We start from the raw sequence: 21,025 nt of genomic DNA, 5'->3' as shown, positions 1-21,025 counted from the left end.
TGTTTTGGACATCAATTCTGGACTCGATTAGCAAAAGTCCAACAATCAAAAACGGAAACGGGGCATAAGGTTCACACCCCTGCCCCGCTCTTTATGACGTCACCCTACGGATGACGTTGTGCAATGACCGATGCTTACGCAGCGATTTTTGCTTTAACTGCGTTGACAATCGCAGCGAATGCTGGCTTGTCCATCACAGCCATATCGGCCAGGACTTTACGGTCCAGTTCGATATTTGCTTTTTTCAAGCCGTTCATGAATACGCTGTACGTTACGCCATGCTCACGGGAAGCGGCGTTGATACGGGCGATCCACAGGCGGCGGAAAACGCGCTTCTTGTTGCGGCGATCGCGGTAAGCGTATTGGCCAGCGCGCATAACTGCTTGCTTGGCAACACGGTATACACGGCTGCGGCGACCACGGTAGCCTTTAGCTTGAACAAGAATCTTCTTATGACGGGCACGAGCTGTAACCCCACGTTTTACTCTAGGCATAGTAACTCCTTAAATTGAGTGTGAGATTAAGCAGTCGGCATCATGCGCATGACGGATGTGACATCCGATGCGTTGATGTTACGGGTACCGCGCAACTGACGTTTGTTTTTGGTGGTTTTCTTGGTCAGGATGTGGCGTTTGAACGCGTGACCCGACTTGACTGTTCCACCTGGACGCACGCGAAAACGTTTTTTCGCGGAGCTTTTGGTCTTCATTTTAGGCATAGCAATCTGTCCTCTTACGGACAGCTCCATTTATAACAGGATTGCAGGTGGCAACACGACGCTGCGCTTAGATGCCTGCTTTCACATGTTGTGCAGCGGATGCGAGTCCACTACAGTTCACGCGGCCCGGGCATTGCTGACCGGGCCGCGCAAATTCTGCCTGGAATCTGGTGTCGCACCCATGCAGGCACAAACCACGTCGATCCACAGTAAAACGCTATTGTATCTTACTTCTTCTTCTTAGGCGAAAGAACCATGATCATTTGGCGGCCTTCCATCTTCGGGAACTGCTCAACCTGGCCATACGGCTCCAGATCGGCTTTCAGACGTTCCAGCATGCGGAAGCCAATATCCTGATGCGCCATCTCCCGACCGCGGAAACGCAAGGTGATCTTGGTTTTATCGCCATCTTCAAGGAACTTGATGAGATTACGCAACTTGATATTGTAGTCACCATCATCAGTCCCCGGACGGAATTTGACTTCCTTCACGAGGATGATCTTTTGCTTCAATTTGGCTTCGTGAGCTTTCTTTTGCTCCGAATACTTAAATTTGCCGTAGTCCATCAAACGGCACACCGGTGGCTGCGCGGTAGGCGCAATTTCCACCAGATCGACGTTTGCCTCTTCCGCCAGGCGGAAGGCTTCAGCCAAACTTACGATACCGAGTGGCTCGTTATCGACCCCGCTTAAACGCATTTCAGGGGCAGTGATTTCGCCATTGATGCGATGTGACTTGTCAGTAGCTATTGTAATTTCCTTTAAAAATCTTGTAAGACGGTCGTGCAGCGAGTTTCCTCGTCAGGCCTTGGTGTCGACTTCATGTTTGAGTCGCTCTATCAGGGCATCGACGGACATCACGCCCAGATCGACATTGCCCCGCGCCCGCACGGCCACTGTATTCGCATCCCGCTCTTTGTCGCCAATCACTAAGATGTAAGGCAATTTTTGTACGGAATGTTCACGTATTTTATAGGTAATCTTCTCGTTACGCAAATCAGCCTGTACGCGCAGCCCTGCTTTGCGCAGTTTTGTTGTAACTTCCTGTACATAGTCGGCTTGAGCGTCGGAAATATTCAACACCGACACTTGCACCGGCGACAGCCACAACGGCATGGCGCCCGCATAGTGTTCGATCAGGATGCCGATGAAACGTTCCAGCGAACCGACGATCGCGCGGTGCAGCATGATCGGCACCTGGCGCGTATTGTCCACGGCCACATATTCGGCACCCAGGCGGCCCGGCATCGACGGATCGATCTGCACGGTGCCCACTTGCCATGCGCGGCCCAGGCTATCCTTCAGGTGGTATTCGATCTTCGGACCGTAGAACGCGCCCTCGCCCGGCAATTCCGTCCATTCCACGCCGCAGGCGCGCAGGGCCGAACGCAGGGATTCCTCGGCGAAATCCCACGACTCTTCCGTGCCGATGCGGTTATCAGGACGCAAAGCCAGTTTCACATCGATATTCGTGAAGCCGAAAGCCGTGTACACATCCATCGCCTGCTGGTGGAACGCCGTCACTTCGCCGGCGATCTGCTCTTCCAGGCAGAAGATGTGGCCGTCATCCTGCGTAAAGCCGCGCACGCGCATCATGCCGTGCAAGGCGCCCGACGGTTCGTTGCGGTGACATTGACCGAATTCGCCGTAGCGCAATGGCAGGTCGCGGTAGCTGCGCATGCCATTGTTGAAAATCTGGATATGGCCAGGGCAATTCATCGGCTTCAGCGCATAGGCGCGGTTTTCCGATTCCGTGATGAACATGTTTTCACGGTAATTGTCCCAGTGGCCCGTTTTTTCCCACAGGCCACGGTCGAGAATTTGCGGCGCCTTGACTTCCTGATAGCCGTTGACCTGGTACACATTGCGCATGTATTGCTCGACTTGCTGCCAGATCGACCAGCCTTTCGGATGCCAGAAGATCAAGCCTGGCGCTTCTTCCTGGAAATGGAAGAAATCGAGCTGCTTGCCCAATTTGCGGTGATCGCGCTTTTCCGCCTCTTCCAGGTTGTGCAAATACAGTTCCTGATCTTCCTTCTTGGCCCAGGCCGTGCCATAGATACGCTGCAGCATCTCGTTTTTCGAGTCGCCGCGCCAGTAGGCGCCGGCCAGCTTCATCAGCTTGAACACTTTCAGCTTGCCCGTCGATGGCACGTGCGGGCCGCGGCACAAATCCGTGAACTTGCCTTCGGAATACAGCGACACTTCCTGGTCGGCCGGGATCGAACCGATCAGTTCAGCCTTGTACGCTTCGCCGATGCCTTTGAAGTACTCGATGGCTTCGTCGCGCGCGACAACCTTGCGCGTGACTTGCTCATCCTTCTTGGCCAGTTCCGCCATTTTCTTTTCGATCGCGATCAGATCTTCGGGCGTGAACGGACGCTTGTAGGCGAAGTCATAGTAAAAACCGTTGTCGATCACGGGACCGATGGTCACTTGCGCGTCGGGGAACAATTCCTTTACGGCATACGCCAGCAAGTGGGCCGTCGAGTGGCGGATCACTTCCAGGCCATCGGCGTCCTTGTCCGTCACGATCGCCAGTTCCGCGTCTTGCTCGATCAGATAGGAAGTATCGACCAGCTTGCCATCGACCTTGCCGGCCAAGGCAGCCTTGGCCAGGCCGGTACCAATATTGGCCGCAACCTGGGCCACGGTGACCGGACCGTCGAATTGACGGGCGGAACCATCGGGAAGTCGGATTGTAAGCATATTGATCTCCATATCGGCGCTGGCGCCAGGTAAAACTGCAATGTGGTGTGGACTGAAAAACTGAAAGGAAAACGCGGACGCAAAAAAACGCGGACTAGCCGCGTTTTTCACTTTCTTGAGACAAAGGAAACCCGTTCGACTAGCGTCACTCCCAAAGCTTGGTAGTAGTTCGCGGTGTCATAACCGGTTTACCCTTTCTCTCTAACTGCATTCTGGTGGGCGGTGAGGAATTCGAATCCCCGACCCCTTGGATGTCGACCAAGTATTCTAACCAGCTGAACTAACCGCCCGTAAAACTTTTTTATCGATCACTGCATCAGCAATCGTCTTTAAAACCATCTACTGCCAAATTCTGGTGGGCGGTGAGGAATTCGAATCCCCGACCCCTTGGATGTCGACCAAGTATTCTAACCAGCTGAACTAACCGCCCCGAAGACCAGCATTATAGAGAGGCTTTCCCAGAATGACAAGGGCTGTTTTACAGGAAACTTTAATCATTCTCCGGGCGTCAGCCTCCTTTATATGGAGAGGGCCCGGCGCATGCGGAATGCCGCTAGAATCGGGGCATGAATTCCACCATACTAACTTGGCTGAAAACCCTGAGCCGCATTTGCGGTTTTGAAACGGCCGACTCCTTCCCGCCCCATCATCCGTACGCGCGTACGCGCTGGGACGCCGCGTATTTCGATATCGCCTCCGACGTGAAGCCCGACGAGATCGAGCGGCGCATCTGCGCGGCCATCGCCAACACGCCGAGCGTCTTCGCTTACATCACCAATCCCACGCCGCGCATGCAGCGTGCGCTGCTGAACGTGATCCACGGCCGGTTGCGGCGTCAGCCCGGCGCAGGCGCCACGGACCTGGTCTTGTTATTGATCAACGCCTACGCCAGCGACCACATCACGGAAGCCGTGCCCGGCCTGCGCAACCTGATCTTCAACACGGAACACGAGGACACGAATCTGCGCGTGCATGCGATCCTGGAATTGCTGGTGGGCACGCCGCGCGGGCTCGACGTCATCGATATGTAAATCAGGCGTGGGTGGCGGGAACGTAGCGCGCCCGCAAGCGCATGAACGGCGTTTCCACCAAAGCATATAAAAGCCAGCCTGTGGCGATGCTGGCAGCAATACTGGCCAGTATCGCTGTGAGGCTATCGGCGCCATGGCCAACGTCTTGCAAATAGGGCCGCAATAAAATGCACAGCTGCTTGTGCAGCAAGTAAATCGCATACGACCACAGGGCCAGGCTGGCCGCGCCCGGCACGCGCAGTCGATAGAGTGCGCTGGCTGGACTGAGCGCCGCGATCAGCAGCAGGGTAAAACTGGCGGCCAGGGCCGGATAACCGAACACCGTCACCCAGTAGCCATAGTGATCGTTCAGGAACACATAAAACATCAGCGCCGTGCCGACAATTCCGGCCAGCAAGCTGCGGTTGCCATGGGATGTCAGGCGCGTCCAGGCGGCCGGATGGTAATTCTTCAGCAGCGCCAGCGCCACGCCCGCCACCAGCTCGTCGAAACGACACCACGACGCGTAATAAATATACTTGTAATAGCCAAGGCCGCCGCGCGGCACTTGCACATACTCATCCCACAAATAGGCGCGCACCAGCATGCCGACGATAAAGCTGGCGGCCACGGCCAGCCAGGCCCACAGCAGGGACTTGCGGCAGGCGGCGATCAACAGCGCCACGGCCGGCAGCAGCACGTAGAACTGTTCTTCCACGCACAGCGACCACGCATGCGAAAACGCCGTACCCGGCGTCAGATTGATATTCTGCGTAAAGGTCAGGAATTTCCACAGCGGCAATAACGCGCTATCGCCGCGAAACGCGGGCCACAAGTAATACAGGGCCAGCACGGCGTAGAAACTGGGCAAGGTGCGCAGGAAGCGCCGCGCATAGAAACGCGGCAAGGAAAAGCCGTGCTCGCTGCGCAAGGCCGCAAAGATCTGGTTGCCGATCAGGTAGCCGCTGAGGGCAAAGAACAGGTCCACGCCCGTCCAGCCGATTTCGCCCCAGAAACCGAACGCCCCGCCCTCGCTGACGAACAGCAAATAATGGTTCATGAAGACGAGTACGATGGCCAGCGCACGCAGGGTATCGAGGCCGTAAAGGCGGGAAGGATGGGAAGTGCTGGGCATGGAATCGGCAAGGGAAAACAACGGTGGCGCCGATCATGCCATGCCGGGCCCGACGATGCGCACATTTTTACGAGAGGCTGTGGCGAATCCCGCTAAAATATGCCGACCCCGCTTTCCCTTCCCTGATACACAATAGGATATGTCCAGCATGAGCAGCGCACTCCACTTCAAGTCCATCAACTACACGGGCCAGGGCAGCGGCCCGCGCCTGATCGTCACCGGCGCCGTACACGGCAATGAAACCTGCGGCACCAAGGGCATCCACCGCGTGATGGCTGAACTCGACAGCGGCGCCCTCTCCATCGTGGCCGGCAGCGTCACGTTCGTGCCCATCACCAACCCGCTCGCTTACGCCAAGGGCGTGCGCAGCGGCGACCGCAACCTGAACCGCAACCTGTTCCCCAACGACAATCCACAGGATTTCGAAGACCGCATCGCCAACTGGCTATGCCCGCTGCTGGGCCAGCACGACGTGCTGCTGGACTTGCACTCGTTCAATGCCGACAGCCAGCCCTTCGTCATGGTGGGACCGCGCAACAACGATGGCCCGCTGCAACCGTTCAAGCACGAAGACAAGGAACGCGCGCTGGCACGCCGCCTGGGCGTGCGCCGCTTCGTCGATGGCTGGCTGCAAACGTATGGCGCCGGCGTACAGCGCCGCCTGGGCACCAGCGACCAGGTGGGCATGGTCTTGCGCTACGGCGTGGGCACGACGGAATACATGCGCTCGACGGGCGGTTATGCGCTGACCCTGGAATGCGGCCAGCACGCGGACCCGGCCGCGCCGGACGTTGCCTACCGCGCCATCATGAACACGCTCGCCTTCCTCGGCTTCATCGACGCGCCGCAGCCCGAACCGATCGCCGATGCCGACATGGAAGCGCTGAACATGGTCGTCGTGCACGACAAGCGCGATGCGGGCGACCGCTTCATCAAGACCTGGTCCAGCTTTGACAAGGTGCAACAGGGCGAGCAGATCGGCGTGCGCGCGGACGGCACGCCCGTGACGGCCGAGTTCGACGCCTACATCCTGTTCCCGGACGTCAACGCGCAAGCCAATGCCGAGTGGTATTACCTGGCGCGGGTTGCCAGCAGTTTCTGATTAGAGCCTATTCCAGTAGGGAGCGTCATCTGCTGGTAGTTCATCAGGAGCGCGGACAAGGCGTGAGGAGGACGCGTGGCGAGCCACGCGACGACGATCAACGCAGTCCCCGCTTCTGAGGGGCGCCAGCAGGGGATGTATTCATCTACTGGGATAGGCTCCTAGTGCCCGACGGACTTGGAAAACAAGTTAATCACGAGCACGCCGGCAATGATCAGCCCCAGGCCGATCAAGGCCGGCGTATCGAGGCTTTGCTTGAACCAAAACCAGCCGACGGCGGAAATGAGCACGATGCCCACGCCCGACCAGATCGCATACACGATGCCGGTAGGAATGACCTTCAAGGTCAGGGATAGGCACCAGAAGGCGATGCTGTAGCCAACCACGGTGATGACGCTGGGCCACAAGCGGCTGAAGCCCTCGGACGCCTTCAAGGCGCTGGTGGCGATCACTTCGGCGATGATGGCGATGGCCAGGTAGAAATAGGTCATGGCGAGACTCATGCTGGCCTCCTTATTGTGGGCTGAGCAGTTTCAAGCCCAGGATGCCGGACACGATCAGGGCGATGCAGGCGATGCGCGCGGCGCTGGCCGGCTCGCCCAGCACCATGATGCCGAAGATGGCCGTGCCAACGGTGCCGATGCCCGTCCAGATGGCGTAGGCCGTGCCCAGCGGCAAGGTGCGCAAGGCCAGGCCCAGCATCACCACGCTGCCCACCATGGAAACCGCCGTCAGCACGGAGGGCACGAGCCGCGTAAAGCCGGCACTGTACTTGAGGCCGATGGCCCAGCCGATTTCCAGCAAACCCGCCAATACCAGAATGATCCATGCCATACTTTTCTCCCGAGGCGGCAGGGTCGTCCCCGCCATACAGCCCCCACATCGAGCGGGGTCGTCCCCACAGGAGCAAAGGGAAAAGTATACCATTGGGTGAAAAATCTTGCCCCAAGCACACTTTGCGCTAGTACCATCGCTCTAGTCGAAAGTTGCCAAAAAACATGCACTTGGCAGCATAATTGCCGCATCCATTCACTTTCGGGAACAACAATGCTGCTACTGGCCCAAATCCTTACCGCCCTCATCCTGTTGCTGCACGTGTATATCGTGCTGCTGGAAACCGTGCTGTTCGATGCGCGCGGACGCAAGGTGTTTGGTCTGTCCAAGGAAAAGGCGGAGATCGTGCGTCCCGCCATGTCGAACCAGGGCTGTTACAACGGTTTTCTCGTCGCAGCGCTGGCACTGGGCTTTTTTCACCCGGACGCGGCCATCGCTTATGCATTCACCGTGTTCGGCCTGGCCTGCATCGCCGTGGCCGGTGTGTGGGGCGCGGCCACCGTCATGACGCGCATCCTCTACCTGCAAACGGTGCCTGCCGTCATCGCCTTGCTGCTGTTCCACTTCGCCTGATGCCTGCCGGGGCGGCCAGCCGGCCGCCCTTCCCCGCTCCGTGCTGCCTGCGCATACCCCATATGGGTGATGTTTCCAAAAAACATGCCCGATACAATTCCTTGTAGCAATAAAAAAGATACCACCAGATACATGGTGGCACGTCACAGTCCACAGGGGAAATCATGCAAGCACATCCAACCACCTTTGCCGTCACTTTACTCGGCTGTCTCATGCTGTCCGCCTGCGGTGGCGGCGGCAGCGACGACACCAGCTCAGGCAGCGGTTCCACCAGCGCCGGCGGCACCAGCGGCACCTCGGCAAACTGCCAGTACAGCAATCTGATCAGCGACGCGGAACGCAAGCAGGCCAGCGCCTGCGGCATCCAGGTGTCAGGCAACTATGCGCAGGCCGATTCCGGCTATGACAGCGTGATCGCCGCCTGCAAGCTGGGAGAAAAAGCCAAGGCCGATGCCTACTACAGCGGCACGTACCAGAAAATGGTCGACTACGCGCGCAACGTGAGCAAGGAACTGGGCTGCGGGCAAAACAATGGCACCACCTTGCCCAACAACACCACGGCAAGCAACTACAATTTCTGTGTCAAAAGTACCACCGTCAATGGTAAGCTCAGCTATGAAGGCGCTTGCTACGGCCCCGTCAAATCGGGCGAAGGCGGCTGCGGCAGCGGCTATAACTATGTGAGCCAGTACGCCAGCCTCAGCACGTGCACGTCCGGCGGCAAAAGCTGGCTGGAATCGCGTTAAGAAAGCCGGGCGGCCGAAGCAAAGGCCGCCCTTGTTTGTCTTGCCCACCGCTTGCCGCCATGAGGGTCGCCAATGACGCCATCGCTCGCCGTCGCCAGCCAGGCACTGATTACCCTGATCTACGAAGCGGCCACACAACATGGTGCCTGGTCGAAATTCCTGGCCGCCCTGGCGCAACAGTTGCAGTCGCACGCAGGCTTGATCTGGGCCAATGATTTCAGCAACCGCTCAGTCGATGTCCAGCTGCCGGGCAGCGGCCTGGCCGCCACGTATGGCTTCGAATCGGATGCCATGGCCAGCTTTGCCAGCTATTACGGTGCGCGCAACGTCTGGCTGGAAGACGCCTCCCTGCACCGTGAAGGCGCCGTCGTCACCGGCTCCATGCTGTTTCCCGACCATTGCCTGAAGAAAACCGAATACTGGACGGACTGGCTGCGCCCGCAAGACATCTTTTATACGGCGGCGGCCATCGTCGAATTGCGCGCAGAACGCTCCACCAACGTCACCGTGGTGCGCCGCGAACGGGCGGGCGCCTACGATGCGGGCGAGCTGGCGCTGATGCGCAAGCTGATGCCGCATCTGCAAACGGCGTTTGCCCTGCAGCGCAAGCTGCGCCGGCTGGAAGTGCTGTCCCAGAGTTCCACCCAGGTACTGGAATTGCTGCCGTTTGGCGTGCTGCTGCTCGACGCCACGTCGCAATTGCTGTACGCCAATGAGCGGGCGCTGGCCATGACGGCTTCGACGCGGCTGCTGCAGCTGCGCGAAGGCGCGCCCCTGTATTGCCCGCGCGAAGCGGACAACGGCGCGCTGCGGCGCCTGCTGCACGAGGCCGCGCAAACGGGCACGACGGCGGCAGGCGGCCCCGGCGGCGTGCTCAATCTGAACGGACTGACGGGCGAGCAGCTGCGCCTGCGCGTCACGCCCCTGCCCTCCTGGCACAGCCCATTCGGTTCGGCCAGCGCCATCGCCGTTTTCCTCAGCGACAGCAGCGACCTGATCACCTCGCTGGCCGCCACCTTGCGCAATTTCTATGGCATGACGGTGGCCGAGGCGCGCCTGACGGAAGCGCTCGTCAACGGCTATTCCTTGCAGGAATACGCCGAACGCCAGCGCATTTCCATCCACACGGCGCGCACGCAGATCAAGAGCGCCACCGCCAAGGCCGGCGCCCAGCGCCAGGTGGACCTGGTGCGCATCGTGCTGACGGGTCCGGCCGTGCTGCAACGCAATCCCCTTCCCGCCTGAATCCGTCAAAAGTGCGTGCCGCCAGCACGCTTTTCATTTATATCGTAAGATAGTCATATCGTAAAACAGCGATATTAGGATTGAACAAACACGATATATACATCGCTGAAAAGCGAATTGTATGTTCAGGAGAAACAATATGGATATCGACGCCATCCACAAGGCGCTGGCCAATCCCGTGCGGCGGCAGATCCTGCAATGGCTGAAGGAGCCGGAACAGTATTTCCAGGAGCAGGATCACCCGCTGCACCTGGGCGTGTGCGCCGGCCTGATCGACCGGCGCCTGAACCTGTCGCAATCGACAGTGTCGGCGCACCTGGCCAGCTTGCAGAAGGCGGGCCTGATTTCGGCCACCAAGGTGGGCCAATGGAGTTTCTTCAGCCGCAATGAAGCCACCATTCAGGCCTTTCTCGATCACATGCAGCAAGGTTTGTAACAGCAACCCCATCCACATCGCCGCACGCGGCACTCTCGACAGGAAAGACAACCATCATGGCAACTTTATTCGATCCCATCACCATTGGCAGCCTGCAACTGAAAAACCGCATCATCATGGCGCCGCTGACGCGTTCGCGCGCCGGCAATCCGGGCCGCGTGCCCAACGCCCTGATGGCCGAGTACTACACGCAGCGCGCTTCGGCCGGCATGATCATCTCGGAAGCGACGGCCGTCACGCCGCAGGGCGTGGGCTATGCCGACACCCCGGGCATCTGGTCCGAGGAACAGGTGGAAGGCTGGAAACACATCACCAAGGCCGTGCATGACGCGGGCGGCCTGATCGTGCTGCAACTGTGGCACGTGGGCCGCATTTCCGCACCACTCTTCCTCGACGGCGACCTGCCCGTGGCGCCCAGCGCCGTCAAGCCTGCAGGCCATGTAAGCCTGGTGCGCCCGCAACAGGAATTCGTCACGCCGCGCGCGCTCGATGCGGAAGAGATTCCCGGTATCGTCGCGGCCTACCGCCTTGGCGCGGAAAATGCGAAAAAAGCGGGCTTCGACGGCGTGGAAATCCACGGCGCTAACGGTTATCTGCTCGACCAGTTCCTGCAAGACAGCACCAACCTGCGCACCGACAACTATGGCGGCTCAATTGAAAACCGCGCCCGGTTGATGCTGGAAGTGACGGACGCATGTATCGAAGTATGGGGCGCGGACAAGGTCGGCATGCATCTGGCGCCGCGCCGCGATGCGCACGACATGGGCGATTCCGACCCGCGCGCCACCTTTGGCTATGTGGCACGCGAACTGGGCAAGCGCGGCATCGCCTTCATCTGCGCGCGCGAAGCGCTCGGCGACGACCGCCTGGGTCCGTACCTGAAACAGGAATTCGGCGGCGTGTACATCGCCAACGAAAAAATGGACAAGGCGGCGGCCGAAGCCCTGCTGGCCAAGGGTGAAGCCGATGCCGTCGCCTTTGGCCTGTGGTTCATCGCCAACCCCGACCTGCCCATCCGCCTGCACAGCGACGCGCCGTTGAACCCGCTGAACCCGGCCACCCTGTACGCGCCGGACGCAGCCGGCTACACGGACTACCCGGCGCTGGCGGCCCACGGCTGAACGGCGCCCTGAGCGGCACCCTGAGCAGCAACTAGCGGCTCCCCCCAGCGGCGGGCGCAACGATACCAACGCAACTAACTGCGTGACGATCGCGGCGCCCGCCGTTTTTTCTGCCCTTCAGCGCCATCGGCGCCGAGCTGGCCTTGCCGGACGGCGCGCCTGCACGCTGCTGAAGACACGGCGTATCACCTCGGCCGGCACCGCGTGCTCACGCAGGTAGGCCGTCGCCACCGTTCGCCCCAGCGCATGATGAAACGCCACGCCACGCTCTACGAGCTCGGCCATCACTTTGTCCGTTCGGACTTGCTGCCCATGTCCATCATCGATATTGTTTTTCATGCCATGGCTCCCTATCGGGTGGATCAACCTTGCATCAAGTTTTGACCACATTGTGCGCATTTAGTGCCCGACACCGTGGCAAAGCATCGTTAAAATAGGGGCAGCAACGGCCGCGGCACCGCATGAATAGCGGCTTCGGCTGCTTGTCGCCACCGCCAGCCCCGTATAGAATGCCTGCGCAGAATTTTTGCTTCAAGGAAAATGGCCACCAGCGCCATCCCATTAAGAACAGTGTCACTGAAGGGTATCAATGGACGATTTATTTGTACAAGCGGGCGACTTGCCGACCTGGCACCAGCGCTGCGCGCTGCGCGTACTTCACCTGTTTGGCTGGCGCATGCGCTTTCGCCCCTTGCCAGGGCCGCGCGGCATTGCCGTCGTCTACCCGCACACGTCCAACTGGGATTTCATCGTCGGCCTGTTCGGCAAATGGGCGCTGTCGCTGCCGTTCCGCTGGCTGGCCAAGGATTCGCTGTTCCGCGGTCCGATGGGCAAGGTGCTGCGCTACCTGGGCGGCGAACCCGTCGACCGCAGCACCACCAGCGGCACGATACAGCGCCAGGCCGAACGCATGCTGGCGGCCGACTGGTACTGGCTGGCCATCACGCCGGAAGCGACGCGCAGCTACCGCCCGAACTGGAAAAGCGGCTTTTATCACCTGGCCGTGGCGGCCAAGGTGCCCTTGCTGCTGGTCTACATCGACTACCCGAACAAGGTGCTGGGCGTCGTCGACCATTTATATCTGACGGGCGACAAGGACGCCGACATGGCGGCGATTGCCGCCGTGTATGCGGGCCACCAAGGCTTGCACCCTGAAAAGGCGGCGCCCATCGTGCTGTCGGAACGCCGCCCCGGCGCCTAAGCAACTCCCATCAGCACCACGCCGGCAGCCGTCAAGGCCACGCCGGCCACCCGCAGCATGCGCTCGGCCAGCACCTGGCCGGTGAAACGTCCGGCCCACAGCAGGATGGCCGAGGCCAGCATGAAGCCGCAGGCGGCCGAGGCGGCCGGCAATTCCTGTCCATGCGCATTGCCATGCGCCAGCGCAAACAGGCCCACCAGTCCCATGCCCAGCCAGTTCGGCAAGGCCAGCGCCAGCGCGATGGCCAGCCCTACCAGCGCCACCGTGGCGGCGATGCCCGTTTCCAGCCCGGGAATGCTCAAGCCCGCCATGCCGGCCAGCGCGCCAAGCAGCATCATGCCGAGGAACGTGGCGGGCTGCGCCAGGCCGCGGCGCTGCTGGCCGCCCCAGATGCCCACGCCCAGCATGGCCAGCAGATGGTCGATGCCCGTGAACGGATGGGCGAACCCGGCCAGGAATCCCACGCTCTCGCCATGGCCGGGATGCGCCATGGCGGGCACGGCCAGCAGGCACAGGGCAGCCACGGCGGCCGTTTTCTTCATCAGTCTTGCAGTCATTGCAGCTCCTTGCCTGGTTGATCGAGCAAACCTTGCTCGCGGATAAAATCGATGACCACCTGCACGCCGTCGCCGCTGCGCAGGTTGGTAAATACGAAGGGGCGCGCGCCGCGCATGCGCTGGGCGTCCTGCGCCATGATGTCGAGATTGGCGCCCACGTACGGTGCCAGGTCCGTCTTGTTGATGATCAACAAATCAGAACGCGTGATGCCGGGCCCGCCCTTGCGCGGGATTTTTTCACCGCCCGCCACGTCGATCACGTAAATCGTCAGGTCCGACAATTCCGGGCTGAAGGTGGCGGCCAAGTTATCCCCGCCAGATTCGACCAGGATCAAATCGAGGTTGGGAAAATCCGCCTGCATGCGCGCGATCGCTTCCAGGTTGATGGAAGCGTCTTCGCGGATGGCCGTGTGCGGGCAGCCGCCCGTCTCCACGCCCATCAGGCGCTCGGCCGGCAAGGCATCCGCGCGCAGCAGGATTTCCATGTCTTCCTTGGTGTAGATGTCGTTCGTGATGACGGCCATGTCGTAACGCTCGCGCATGCCCTTGCACAGCATTTCGCACAGGGCCGTCTTGCCCGAGCCGACGGGCCCGCCGATGCCCACGCGCAGCGGATTGGAAGTGATCGAAGTCATAGTATGGTCTCTCGTTGTAATGTTCAGGAACGGTACAGGCGGCTGTACTGCACTTCGTGGCGCATCGACAGCAGCGACAGGCCGGGCGCCCAGTTGCCCATCTCGTCGTCTGGCAAGGTTTGCGCCGTGAGCGCCGCCGCTTCCAGGTCGGGGCGCAGCGACAGCAGCAGGCGCTGCCCGGCCACCTGCCCCAGCGGCACGGATTTCACGCAGACGAGCACCTGGTTTTCCGCCCAGGCGAACAGCATGGCCAGCAGCGCCTCTTCGCGGGGAATCGCCAGTGCCGCCACGGCGCAGGCATACGCGGTAGGCAGGGCCACTTCCGTCTGGCCCTGCAGTATGTCGATCAGGACGCCGTCGGCCACGCCCAGTTCGGCCAGCAGCTTGGTCAAGGAATAGCCCATCTGGATGGTTTCGGCGCGAAATTCCGCCGTGTCGCGCGACGCGATGAAACGCTCGCTCCAGCGCTGCACGGCGCGCAAATCCTGCGCTTCAAACGCCTGCATCAAGCGCCAGCACAGGGGCGCTTCCCAGCGCGCCACCACCTGCGCCAGATGCTCGGCGATCCACGCGCGCGCCGTGGCCGCGTCGTGCACCAGGCTAGACTCCAGCGCCGCTTCCAGCCCCTGCGAATAGCTGTAGGCGCCAATCGGCAAGGCCGGACTGGCGAACTGCAGCAAATGCAGCAGGGCCGAGGCCTGCATCACGCGGCGCCTGGCACATCGCCGGGACGGTGGATTTTCTGCCGCAGCGGCACGGGCGCCAGCAAGTGCTGGCCGTGGCCGTCGTGGTGGCCATGGCCGCCGCCGTATGCGCCCGCCTCGGGCTCGAACGGTACGCTTTCTTCCGTCACCATCGCCTGCAAGCCTTCGAGCATCTCCTTCAGCACGACGTCCTTGCGGATGCGCAAAAAGCCGTCGCCCACCTGCGCCTGCGTATGGCGGTTGCCCAAATGGAAAGCGCAGCGCAGCAGGGTGTGCGCGTCGGCGCACCGCACCAGGTAGGTCGGTTCGCGCGCGGCGACGATCTGCACCACCTGCCCTTCCGGCCCCGTCATGCGCTCGCCGTCGCGCAGCACCGTGCCGCGCACGGTGAACACGGCCACGTCGTCGCCATTCGACAGCACGGCGCGCAGCCGGCATTTTTCGCGCTGGTCGTAGGGCAGCACAAGTTGGGCAAACGGCGTACGTTCATCGCCAGGTCCCAGTTTGGTATGCAAAGTCAGCATGCTTGTCTCCTGCTTAAAATAGAAAATAGCGCTGCGCCATCGGCAGCACGGCAGCCGCTTCGCACACGAGCAGTTGGCCGTCGGCGCGCACGGCGTAGGTTTCCGGGTCCACTTCCATGTGCGGCGTGGCGCTGTTGTGGATCATGTCGTGCTTGCGCAAGCCGCGCATGTTCTTCACGGCGATGACGGATTTGTTCAGTTTCAGCTGGTGCCCGATATCGAGGTCGTAGGCCGCCTGCGAGACAAACGTAAACGACTTTTTCAGGCCGCCGCCGAAGGCGCCGAACATCATGCGGTAGTGCACGGGCTGCGGCGTGGGAATCGACGCGTTCGGGTCGCCCATCTGCGCGGCCGCGATCATGCCGCCCTTCAGTATCATCGACGGCTTGACGCCGAAAAACGCCGGCTTCCACAGCACGATGTCGGCGATCTTACCCGCCTCGATCGAGCCCACCACATGCGCAATCCCGTGCGTGATGGCCGGATTGATCGTGTACTTGGCGATGTAGCGCTTGGCGCGGAAATTGTCGCTGCGCGCCGTATCGGGCGCCAGCGCACCCCGCTGCACCTTCATCTTGTGCGCCGTCTGCCAGGTGCGCATGATCACCTCGCCCACTCTCCCCATCGCTTGCGAGTCGGACGACATCATCGAGATGGCGCCGATGTCGTGCAGGATATCTTCCGCGGCGATGGTTTCGCGGCGGATGCGCGACTCGGCAAACGCCACGTCTTCGGCAATGGCCGGGTCCAGGTGGTGGCACACCATCAGCATGTCCAGGTGCTCGTCGAGCGTGTTGACGGTGAATGGTCGCGTCGGGTTGGTCGACGAGGGCAGCACGTTGGCTTGCCCCACGGCGGCGATGATGTCGGGCGCATGGCCGCCGCCCGCCCCTTCCGTGTGAAACGTGTGGATGGTGCGGTCCTTGAAGGCGGCCAGCGTGTGCTCGAGAAAACCGCCCTCGTTGAGGGTATCGCTGTGCAGCGCCACCTGGATATCCATGCGGTCGGCCACCGACAGGCAGTTGTCGATGGCGGCCGGCGTGCTGCCCCAGTCTTCGTGCAGTTTCAGGCCGATGGCGCCCGCGCGCACCTGTTCTTCCAGCGGCAGCGGCAAGCTGACGTTACCTTTGCCCATGAAGCCCAAATTCATCGGGAAGGCGTCGGCGGCCGCCAGCATCGCGTGCAAATGCCACGGTCCCGGCGTGCAGGTGGTGGCGGCCGTACCCACGGCCGGTCCCGTGCCGCCGCCCAGCATGGTGGTTACGCCGCTCATCAGCGCTTCCTCGATCTGCTGCGGGCAGATGAAGTGGATGTGCGTGTCGACGCCGCCGGCCGTGATGATCATGCCTTCGCCGGCGATGATCTCGGTGGCGCCGCCGATGGGAAGCGTCACGCCAGGCTGGATGTCCGGATTGCCCGCCTTGCCGATGCCGAAGATCAGGCCGTTCTTCAAGCCGATGTCAGCTTTGACGATGCCCCAGTGGTCGAGGATGACGGCGTTCGTGATGACGGTATCCATCACCTCGGCGGCGCAGCGCTGCGACTGGCCCATGCCGTCGCGGATCACCTTGCCGCCGCCGAATTTTACCTCTTCGCCGTAGATCGCATAGTCATGCTCGATCTCGATGAACAGTTCCGTGTCGGCCAGGCGGATGCGGTCGCCCTTGGTGGGGCCGAACATTTCGGCATACGCGCTGCGGGGAATGCTGGCCATCTCAATCCTTTCCCGGTGGTGTGTCTTGCAGTTCGCCCATCACTTCGCCATTGAAGCCGTAGACCTTGCGCTCGCCCGCCAGCGCCACCAGTTCCACGGTGCGCTGCTGGCCCGGCTCGAAGCGCACGGCCGTGCCAGCCGTGATGTTCAGGCGCATGCCGTAGGCGCGCCAGCGCTCGAAGGCCAGCGCCGGGTTGACTTCAAAAAAGTGGAAGTGCGAGCCGACCTGTATCGGCCGGTCGCCCCGGTTGGCCACCACCACGGTGGCTGTGGCGCGCCCGGCATTCAAGCTGATTTCGCCTTCTTCCAATTGGTATTCGCCTGGGGTCATGAGGGGCTCCTTCTCAAAAAAAACTACGGTATCGGGTGGTGCACGGTCACCAGCTTGCTGCCATCGGGGAAGGTCGCTTCCACCTGGATGTCGGGGATCATCTCGGCGATGCCGTCCATGACGTCGGCGCGCGAGAGGATCTTGGTACCATCCGACATCAGCTGCGCCACCGACTTGCCATCGCGCGCGCCTTCCATGATGGCGGCGCTGATCAGGGCCACCGCTTCCGGATAATTCAATTTCAAGCCGCGCGCCAGGCGCCGTTCGGCCAGCAGCGCGGCCGTAAAAATGAGCAGCTTGTCTTTTTCGCGGGGAGTCAGGTCCATGTTCTTCCTTCTTCAAGTATTCCAGATGCGGGGCACGACGGCGTCGCGTCCCAGCATGGCGGGGCGCAGCAGCTGCCAGGCGGCCAGCATGACGCGGCGCGCCGCTTCGCTGTCACCGCACAGCAGGCGCACCACCACCAGCGATTTCATGTGCGAGGCGCCAAACGCGGCGCCGGCCGGCACGGCGATCCCGCGCACGGCCGCCAGCACGGCGGCAGGAACGGGGGCGCCGACGGCGATCAGGGTGGCGCACACGGTGTGCCCCGCCAATCCCAGTGGGCTGGCCATCAGCGCGCCGCCGGCGGCCAGCACGCCCTGCTCCCACCACAGCAGCTTGCCGCCACGGCGGATCTGCACCTGCTGGCTGATGCCGCCCGTGCTGAAAACTTCGCCCGAGGCGCTGCGGCCCAGGCAGACGATGTCGCAGCCGATGTAGCTGGCGTCCGGCGCCAGTTCCACTTCGTGGCGCAGGCGCACGCACGCCTGGTCGAAGAAAATGCTTTCCTGTGGCAGCCACTCGATGGCCGCGCCGCTACCGGCGCGCAGCACGATGTGCTGGCCCGAGACGTGGCCGTTGGCGCGGTACCACTTGGCGGCGCCCGGCGACGTGAGCAAGGCGTGCGCGCCCTCGCCCACCGTGGCGTCGACGGCCAGCTGGTCGCCGCCCACGACGCCGCCGGGAGGATGGATGATGATGGCGTGGCAGACGGCGTCGCCTTCAGGATACAGGGGCTTTTGCACGCGCAGGGGGCCGCTGTGCGTGCGCTCGACGAGGCGGCTGACGCCATCGTGCAAGGCAAAGCCCAGGCGCAGGTGCGCCTGCCAGGCGCCGTGCGCGCTGGCTGGTAAAGGCGTGACTGGTCGGGTGCTGTCTGGCATGCGGGGCAATCGCGTAAATAAGCGATTACCTAAGCAGGATATGTGCCAGCGTCAGGGGAAGGAAAAGTGAGAATCGTGCACCGCGCTGCGGCGGGCGCACCGGCATGGTGCATCTGCCGCACCGCGGCGCTTAGGCCACGGCCACTGTCACTGTCACGGCCAGGGTGCGCCGTTCGCGCAGCAAGGCCGTGAAGGCTTCCGCGGCCAGGGGGCGGCTGAAAAAATAGCCCTGCATTTCATCGCAGCCGTGTTCCGTCAGGAAGTCGACCTGTTCGCGCGTTTCCACGCCTTCGGCGATGACGCGCATGTCGAGGTTGTGCGCCAGCGAGATGACGGAACGGGCGATGGCCGCGTCGCTGCTGCTGGTGGTCACGTCATCGACGAAGGATTTGTCGATCTTCAGCACGTCGATGGGAAAACGTTTCAGGTAGCCGAGGCTGGAATAGCCGGTGCCAAAATCGTCGAGCGAAATGCCCACGCCGATATCCTTCAGGCGCGTGAGGGCTGCCACGGCCTTGTCAGGGTCGCCCATCACCGTGCTTTCCGTGATCTCGATGCCGAGGCAGGCGGGCGCGATGCCGTATTTGCGCAAGGCCGCCTCGACGAACGGCACCGTGCGGTCCTGTGCGAACTGTTTGCCGGACAGATTGACGGCCACCTTGATGCTGCCCAGGCCAGCGTCGTGCCAGGCGCGGATTTGCGCACACACGCTTTCGAGCACCCATTCGCCGATGGCCGTGATCGAGCCGTATTCCTCGGCCAGCGCGATGAACAGGCCGGGTGGCACCTTGCCCAGCACCGGGTTATCCCAGCGCAGCAGGGCTTCCGCGCCCAGCAAGGCACCCGTGCGCAAGCACATCTGCGGCTGGTAGTGCACTTCGAATTCATCGCGGCAGATGGCGCCGCGCAGCTGCTGCTGCATCGCCAGGCGGGCGCGGATATCGCTGCCCATGCGCTCCGTGAAGAAGGCGTAATGGTCGCGCCCCATTTCCTTGGCGCGCACGAGGGCCGTGTCGGCGTGGCGCAGCACGTCGTCGAGGCTGTCGCCGTCGGCCGGGCACATGGCGATGCCGATGCTGGTCGTCAGCGCCAGGCGTTCGCCATCGACGCTGAGTTCCTCGCGCAGGCCGGCCAGGATGGTTTGCGCCAGCCCCAGGGTACGCCCCAGCAGGGCATCGTCCTGCAGCAGGATCTGGAATTCGTCGCCGCCCTGGCGCACCACCGTGTCGCCTTCGCGCACGCAGCCGGACAGGAAACGCGCCACCACTTGCAGCGCCTTGTCGCCGACGGCCTGGCCGTGCGAATCGTTGATATTCTTGAAACGGTCCAGGTCGAGGCACATCAGCACCACCTGCTGGCTGTCGCGCACGGCGTTCGCGCGCGCCTGCTCGAAGCGCTCGCGCAGCAGCACGCGGTTCGGCAAACCGGTCAGCGCATCGTGGTAGGAAAGGAAATCGATCAGATGCTGCTCGGCCTTGCGTTCGCTGATGTCGAGGAAGACGCCGATATAGTTGACGACGGCACCATCGGGCCCGTGCACGGTGGAGACGCTGAGCAGGCAGGGATAGGTGTCGCCGCTCTTGCGCCGCGTCTGCACCTCGCCCGACCAGCAGCCGCTGCTGCGCAAGCCCTGGCGCAGGGCCAGCAGCACCGCTTCGCCCGTGTATTCGGCGTGCAGGCGCATGATGTCCGTGCCCACCACTTCCTGCGCCGCGTAGCCGGTGATGCGCGTAAAGGCGGGATTGGCCGTGACGATGACGCCGGCCGCATCGGTGATCAGGATGGCGTCCTGGGTCGCTTCGAAGACCTGGCCCGACAGGCGCAGCAATTCTTCATTCGCGCGGCGGATCTGCACTTCGCGCGCCAGGGTGCTGGCCACTTGCTCCAGTTCGGCCGTGCGTTCGGCCACCCGCCGTTCCAGGTTGGCGCGCTCCTGCGCCAGTTGCAGCTGCGCCCGCGCCAGGCGCACGTGGGCGTCCGTGCGGGCCAGGATTTCCTCGGCCTGGAAGGGCTTGGCGATGAAGTCGACGGCGCCCAGCGCAAAGCCGCGCACCTTGTCGTCCGTGTCGTACTGGGCCGACAGGAAGATCACCGGCACCTGGCGCAGGGACGGTATCTCCTTCAGGCGGCGGCACACTTCAAAGCCGTCGAGGCCGGGCATGCGCACGTCGAGCAGGATCAGCTCCGGCGGGCGCGCCTGGGCCGTCCACAGGGCCAGTTCACCGTTCGGCGCCTGGCGCACGGCATAGCCGGCGCCGCCCAGCAAATCGCTCAACAGCTTCAGCGAAGCCGGCGTATCTTCAACGATCAGTACTTCGCCCTTCGAGTTCACTTCCGAAAAATCGCGATGCATGTAGCAGTTCTCTCAGCTTTGGATGAGGCGCGGCGGTCGGTTGCCACGCTGGACAAGACATTTCTTTGCGATGAACTACGTACTATCATCATAATCTTTATTGCAATTTAGCACCATCCATCGGCGCTACTTAGTCGTTCTTTTCAGCGAATCCGATGTTGTCAGCCCACACT

General features: G+C 62.0%; 25 protein-coding genes and 2 tRNA genes. 8 read left to right on the top strand and 19 right to left on the bottom strand.

Annotation, left to right across the window (positions count from 1 at the left end):
* Positions 1–134: 134 nt before the first annotated feature.
* The 6 genes from rplT to V3C40_RS00630 all read right to left on the bottom strand — a co-directional run bounded on the left by rplT (position 135) and on the right by V3C40_RS00630 (position 3,856).
* Positions 135–494 carry a 50S ribosomal protein L20 gene (rplT, locus tag V3C40_RS00655; RefSeq protein ID WP_010399214.1) on the bottom strand — a complete coding sequence of 120 codons (360 nt, stop codon included), beginning with the start codon at positions 492–494 and terminating at the stop codon, positions 135–137.
* 26 nt (positions 495–520) lie between these two features.
* Positions 521–718 (bottom strand): 50S ribosomal protein L35, encoded by a 198-nt coding sequence (gene rpmI, locus V3C40_RS00650; protein WP_038493025.1) that lies wholly within the window; start codon positions 716–718, stop codon positions 521–523.
* 227 nt (positions 719–945) lie between these two features.
* Entirely contained in the window at positions 946–1,506 is a 561-nt protein-coding gene (gene infC / locus V3C40_RS00645) for a translation initiation factor IF-3 (RefSeq protein ID WP_205711303.1), read from the bottom strand.
* 12 nt (positions 1,507–1,518) lie between these two features.
* Positions 1,519–3,426 carry a threonine--tRNA ligase gene (gene thrS, locus V3C40_RS00640; RefSeq protein ID WP_034751987.1) on the bottom strand — a complete coding sequence of 636 codons (1,908 nt, stop codon included), beginning with the start codon at positions 3,424–3,426 and terminating at the stop codon, positions 1,519–1,521.
* A 213-nt stretch (positions 3,427–3,639) separates the two neighbouring features.
* Positions 3,640–3,716, bottom strand: a tRNA-Val gene (locus tag V3C40_RS00635).
* Between the two features lie 63 nt (positions 3,717–3,779).
* Positions 3,780–3,856 (bottom strand) — tRNA-Val (locus tag V3C40_RS00630).
* A 136-nt stretch (positions 3,857–3,992) separates the two neighbouring features.
* Here V3C40_RS00630 and V3C40_RS00625 point away from each other — a divergent pair.
* Positions 3,993–4,457: a hypothetical protein gene (locus V3C40_RS00625; protein ID WP_331776163.1), complete on the top strand. Its 465-nt coding sequence runs from the start codon at positions 3,993–3,995 to the stop codon at positions 4,455–4,457.
* A 1-nt stretch (position 4,458) separates the two neighbouring features.
* On the opposite strand, the gene V3C40_RS00620 is transcribed toward V3C40_RS00625, so the two are convergent.
* Positions 4,459–5,571 (bottom strand): acyltransferase family protein, encoded by a 1,113-nt coding sequence (locus V3C40_RS00620; RefSeq protein WP_331776162.1) that lies wholly within the window; start codon positions 5,569–5,571, stop codon positions 4,459–4,461.
* A 139-nt stretch (positions 5,572–5,710) separates the two neighbouring features.
* On the opposite strand from V3C40_RS00620, the gene V3C40_RS00615 reads away from it, so the two are divergent.
* Positions 5,711–6,673 (top strand): succinylglutamate desuccinylase, encoded by a 963-nt coding sequence (locus tag V3C40_RS00615; protein ID WP_442907201.1) that lies wholly within the window; start codon positions 5,711–5,713, stop codon positions 6,671–6,673.
* Positions 6,674–6,834: 161 nt separating this feature from the next.
* On the opposite strand, the gene V3C40_RS00610 is transcribed toward V3C40_RS00615, so the two are convergent.
* Together V3C40_RS00610 and sugE are read right to left on the bottom strand one after the other, a co-directional pair.
* A complete protein-coding gene (locus V3C40_RS00610) occupies positions 6,835–7,164 on the bottom strand; it encodes an SMR family transporter (protein WP_070217979.1) in 330 nt (109 codons plus the stop codon).
* Between the two features lie 22 nt (positions 7,165–7,186).
* Entirely contained in the window at positions 7,187–7,507 is a 321-nt protein-coding gene (sugE, locus tag V3C40_RS00605) for a quaternary ammonium compound efflux SMR transporter SugE (protein ID WP_046684095.1), read from the bottom strand.
* Between the two features lie 213 nt (positions 7,508–7,720).
* Here sugE and V3C40_RS00600 point away from each other — a divergent pair, with 213 nt between their 5' ends.
* The 5 genes from V3C40_RS00600 (at position 7,721) to V3C40_RS00580 (ending at position 11,628) form a co-directional block, all read left to right on the top strand.
* A complete protein-coding gene (locus V3C40_RS00600; protein WP_034751924.1) occupies positions 7,721–8,080 on the top strand; it encodes a DUF1304 domain-containing protein in 360 nt (119 codons plus the stop codon).
* A 164-nt stretch (positions 8,081–8,244) separates the two neighbouring features.
* On the top strand, positions 8,245–8,826 hold the full coding sequence (locus V3C40_RS00595; protein ID WP_319991186.1) for a hypothetical protein: 582 nt from the start codon (positions 8,245–8,247) through the stop codon (positions 8,824–8,826).
* Positions 8,827–8,898: 72 nt separating this feature from the next.
* Positions 8,899–10,071: a helix-turn-helix transcriptional regulator gene (locus tag V3C40_RS00590; protein WP_331776160.1), complete on the top strand. Its 1,173-nt coding sequence runs from the start codon at positions 8,899–8,901 to the stop codon at positions 10,069–10,071.
* Positions 10,072–10,210: 139 nt separating this feature from the next.
* A complete protein-coding gene (locus V3C40_RS00585; RefSeq protein ID WP_034751927.1) occupies positions 10,211–10,507 on the top strand; it encodes an ArsR/SmtB family transcription factor in 297 nt (98 codons plus the stop codon).
* Between the two features lie 56 nt (positions 10,508–10,563).
* The gene (locus V3C40_RS00580; RefSeq protein WP_331776159.1) at positions 10,564–11,628 is read left to right on the top strand and encodes an alkene reductase; all 1,065 of its coding nucleotides are present in this window, start codon (positions 10,564–10,566) and stop codon (positions 11,626–11,628) included.
* Between the two features lie 117 nt (positions 11,629–11,745).
* On the opposite strand, the gene V3C40_RS00575 is transcribed toward V3C40_RS00580, so the two are convergent.
* Positions 11,746–11,967 (bottom strand): hypothetical protein, encoded by a 222-nt coding sequence (locus V3C40_RS00575; RefSeq protein ID WP_034751929.1) that lies wholly within the window; start codon positions 11,965–11,967, stop codon positions 11,746–11,748.
* A gap of 250 nt (positions 11,968–12,217) precedes the next feature.
* On the opposite strand from V3C40_RS00575, the gene V3C40_RS00570 reads away from it, so the two are divergent.
* On the top strand, positions 12,218–12,829 hold the full coding sequence (locus V3C40_RS00570; RefSeq protein ID WP_034751930.1) for a 1-acyl-sn-glycerol-3-phosphate acyltransferase: 612 nt from the start codon (positions 12,218–12,220) through the stop codon (positions 12,827–12,829).
* Here V3C40_RS00570 and V3C40_RS00565 read toward each other — a convergent pair.
* The 9 genes from V3C40_RS00565 to V3C40_RS00525 form a co-directional block, all read right to left on the bottom strand.
* Positions 12,826–13,386 carry a HupE/UreJ family protein gene (locus V3C40_RS00565; protein WP_331776158.1) on the bottom strand — a complete coding sequence of 187 codons (561 nt, stop codon included), beginning with the start codon at positions 13,384–13,386 and terminating at the stop codon, positions 12,826–12,828. The genes V3C40_RS00570 and V3C40_RS00565 overlap by 4 nt on opposite strands.
* On the bottom strand, positions 13,383–14,021 hold the full coding sequence (gene ureG, locus V3C40_RS00560) for an urease accessory protein UreG (RefSeq protein ID WP_219327223.1): 639 nt from the start codon (positions 14,019–14,021) through the stop codon (positions 13,383–13,385). Before ureG ends, V3C40_RS00565 begins: the two co-directional genes overlap by 4 nt.
* A 23-nt stretch (positions 14,022–14,044) precedes the next feature.
* Positions 14,045–14,725: an urease accessory protein UreF gene (locus tag V3C40_RS00555; RefSeq protein WP_331776840.1), complete on the bottom strand. Its 681-nt coding sequence runs from the start codon at positions 14,723–14,725 to the stop codon at positions 14,045–14,047.
* Positions 14,725–15,249 carry an urease accessory protein UreE gene (gene ureE / locus V3C40_RS00550; RefSeq protein ID WP_331776157.1) on the bottom strand — a complete coding sequence of 175 codons (525 nt, stop codon included), beginning with the start codon at positions 15,247–15,249 and terminating at the stop codon, positions 14,725–14,727. The genes V3C40_RS00555 and ureE overlap by 1 nt, the downstream gene beginning before the upstream one ends.
* A 13-nt stretch (positions 15,250–15,262) precedes the next feature.
* Positions 15,263–16,963, bottom strand: coding sequence for an urease subunit alpha (gene ureC / locus V3C40_RS00545; protein WP_331776156.1), 1,701 nt, complete (start codon positions 16,961–16,963; stop codon positions 15,263–15,265).
* A gap of 1 nt (position 16,964) precedes the next feature.
* The gene (locus tag V3C40_RS00540; RefSeq protein WP_034751935.1) at positions 16,965–17,294 is read right to left on the bottom strand and encodes an urease subunit beta; all 330 of its coding nucleotides are present in this window, start codon (positions 17,292–17,294) and stop codon (positions 16,965–16,967) included.
* A gap of 23 nt (positions 17,295–17,317) precedes the next feature.
* Positions 17,318–17,620 carry an urease subunit gamma gene (locus tag V3C40_RS00535; protein WP_034751936.1) on the bottom strand — a complete coding sequence of 101 codons (303 nt, stop codon included), beginning with the start codon at positions 17,618–17,620 and terminating at the stop codon, positions 17,318–17,320.
* A gap of 12 nt (positions 17,621–17,632) precedes the next feature.
* On the bottom strand, positions 17,633–18,499 hold the full coding sequence (locus V3C40_RS00530) for an urease accessory protein UreD (protein WP_331776155.1): 867 nt from the start codon (positions 18,497–18,499) through the stop codon (positions 17,633–17,635).
* Between the two features lie 130 nt (positions 18,500–18,629).
* Entirely contained in the window at positions 18,630–20,852 is a 2,223-nt protein-coding gene (locus tag V3C40_RS00525; RefSeq protein ID WP_331776154.1) for a two-component system response regulator, read from the bottom strand.
* Between the last annotated feature and the right edge of the window lie 173 nt (positions 20,853–21,025).

The organism is Janthinobacterium sp. LS2A, from assembly GCF_036543145.1.
Taxonomy (GTDB): Bacteria; Pseudomonadota; Gammaproteobacteria; order Burkholderiales; family Burkholderiaceae_D; genus Janthinobacterium; species Janthinobacterium aestuarii.
This window is presented reverse-complemented; position numbering and strand designations above follow the sequence as displayed.

Bases quoted from the DNA above. Each gene is read 5' to 3' on its own strand.
- V3C40_RS00540 (WP_034751935.1), bottom strand. From the start codon at position 17,294: ATGACCCCAGGCGAATACCAATTGGAAGAAGGCGAAATCAGCTTGAAT.
- V3C40_RS00590 (WP_331776160.1), top strand. From the start codon at position 8,899: ATGACGCCATCGCTCGCCGTCGCCAGCCAGGCACTGATTACCCTGATC.
- ureE (WP_331776157.1), bottom strand. From the start codon at position 15,249: ATGCTGACTTTGCATACCAAACTGGGACCTGGCGATGAACGTACGCCG.
- V3C40_RS00575 (WP_034751929.1), bottom strand. From the start codon at position 11,967: ATGAAAAACAATATCGATGATGGACATGGGCAGCAAGTCCGAACGGAC.
- V3C40_RS00580 (WP_331776159.1), top strand. From the start codon at position 10,564: ATGGCAACTTTATTCGATCCCATCACCATTGGCAGCCTGCAACTGAAA.
- V3C40_RS00625 (WP_331776163.1), top strand. From the start codon at position 3,993: ATGAATTCCACCATACTAACTTGGCTGAAAACCCTGAGCCGCATTTGC.
- rpmI (WP_038493025.1), bottom strand. From the start codon at position 718: ATGCCTAAAATGAAGACCAAAAGCTCCGCGAAAAAACGTTTTCGCGTG.
- ureC (WP_331776156.1), bottom strand. From the start codon at position 16,963: ATGGCCAGCATTCCCCGCAGCGCGTATGCCGAAATGTTCGGCCCCACC.
- V3C40_RS00585 (WP_034751927.1), top strand. From the start codon at position 10,211: ATGGATATCGACGCCATCCACAAGGCGCTGGCCAATCCCGTGCGGCGG.
- ureG (WP_219327223.1), bottom strand. From the start codon at position 14,021: ATGACTTCGATCACTTCCAATCCGCTGCGCGTGGGCATCGGCGGGCCC.
- V3C40_RS00610 (WP_070217979.1), bottom strand. From the start codon at position 7,164: ATGACCTATTTCTACCTGGCCATCGCCATCATCGCCGAAGTGATCGCC.
- V3C40_RS00570 (WP_034751930.1), top strand. From the start codon at position 12,218: ATGGACGATTTATTTGTACAAGCGGGCGACTTGCCGACCTGGCACCAG.
- V3C40_RS00615 (WP_442907201.1), top strand. From the start codon at position 5,711: ATGTCCAGCATGAGCAGCGCACTCCACTTCAAGTCCATCAACTACACG.
- V3C40_RS00525 (WP_331776154.1), bottom strand. From the start codon at position 20,852: ATGCATCGCGATTTTTCGGAAGTGAACTCGAAGGGCGAAGTACTGATC.
- V3C40_RS00600 (WP_034751924.1), top strand. From the start codon at position 7,721: ATGCTGCTACTGGCCCAAATCCTTACCGCCCTCATCCTGTTGCTGCAC.
- V3C40_RS00535 (WP_034751936.1), bottom strand. From the start codon at position 17,620: ATGGACCTGACTCCCCGCGAAAAAGACAAGCTGCTCATTTTTACGGCC.
- V3C40_RS00565 (WP_331776158.1), bottom strand. From the start codon at position 13,386: ATGACTGCAAGACTGATGAAGAAAACGGCCGCCGTGGCTGCCCTGTGC.
- V3C40_RS00620 (WP_331776162.1), bottom strand. From the start codon at position 5,571: ATGCCCAGCACTTCCCATCCTTCCCGCCTTTACGGCCTCGATACCCTG.
- V3C40_RS00530 (WP_331776155.1), bottom strand. From the start codon at position 18,499: ATGCCAGACAGCACCCGACCAGTCACGCCTTTACCAGCCAGCGCGCAC.
- V3C40_RS00595 (WP_319991186.1), top strand. From the start codon at position 8,245: ATGCAAGCACATCCAACCACCTTTGCCGTCACTTTACTCGGCTGTCTC.
- sugE (WP_046684095.1), bottom strand. From the start codon at position 7,507: ATGGCATGGATCATTCTGGTATTGGCGGGTTTGCTGGAAATCGGCTGG.
- rplT (WP_010399214.1), bottom strand. From the start codon at position 494: ATGCCTAGAGTAAAACGTGGGGTTACAGCTCGTGCCCGTCATAAGAAG.
- V3C40_RS00555 (WP_331776840.1), bottom strand. From the start codon at position 14,725: ATGCAGGCCTCGGCCCTGCTGCATTTGCTGCAGTTCGCCAGTCCGGCC.
- thrS (WP_034751987.1), bottom strand. From the start codon at position 3,426: ATGCTTACAATCCGACTTCCCGATGGTTCCGCCCGTCAATTCGACGGT.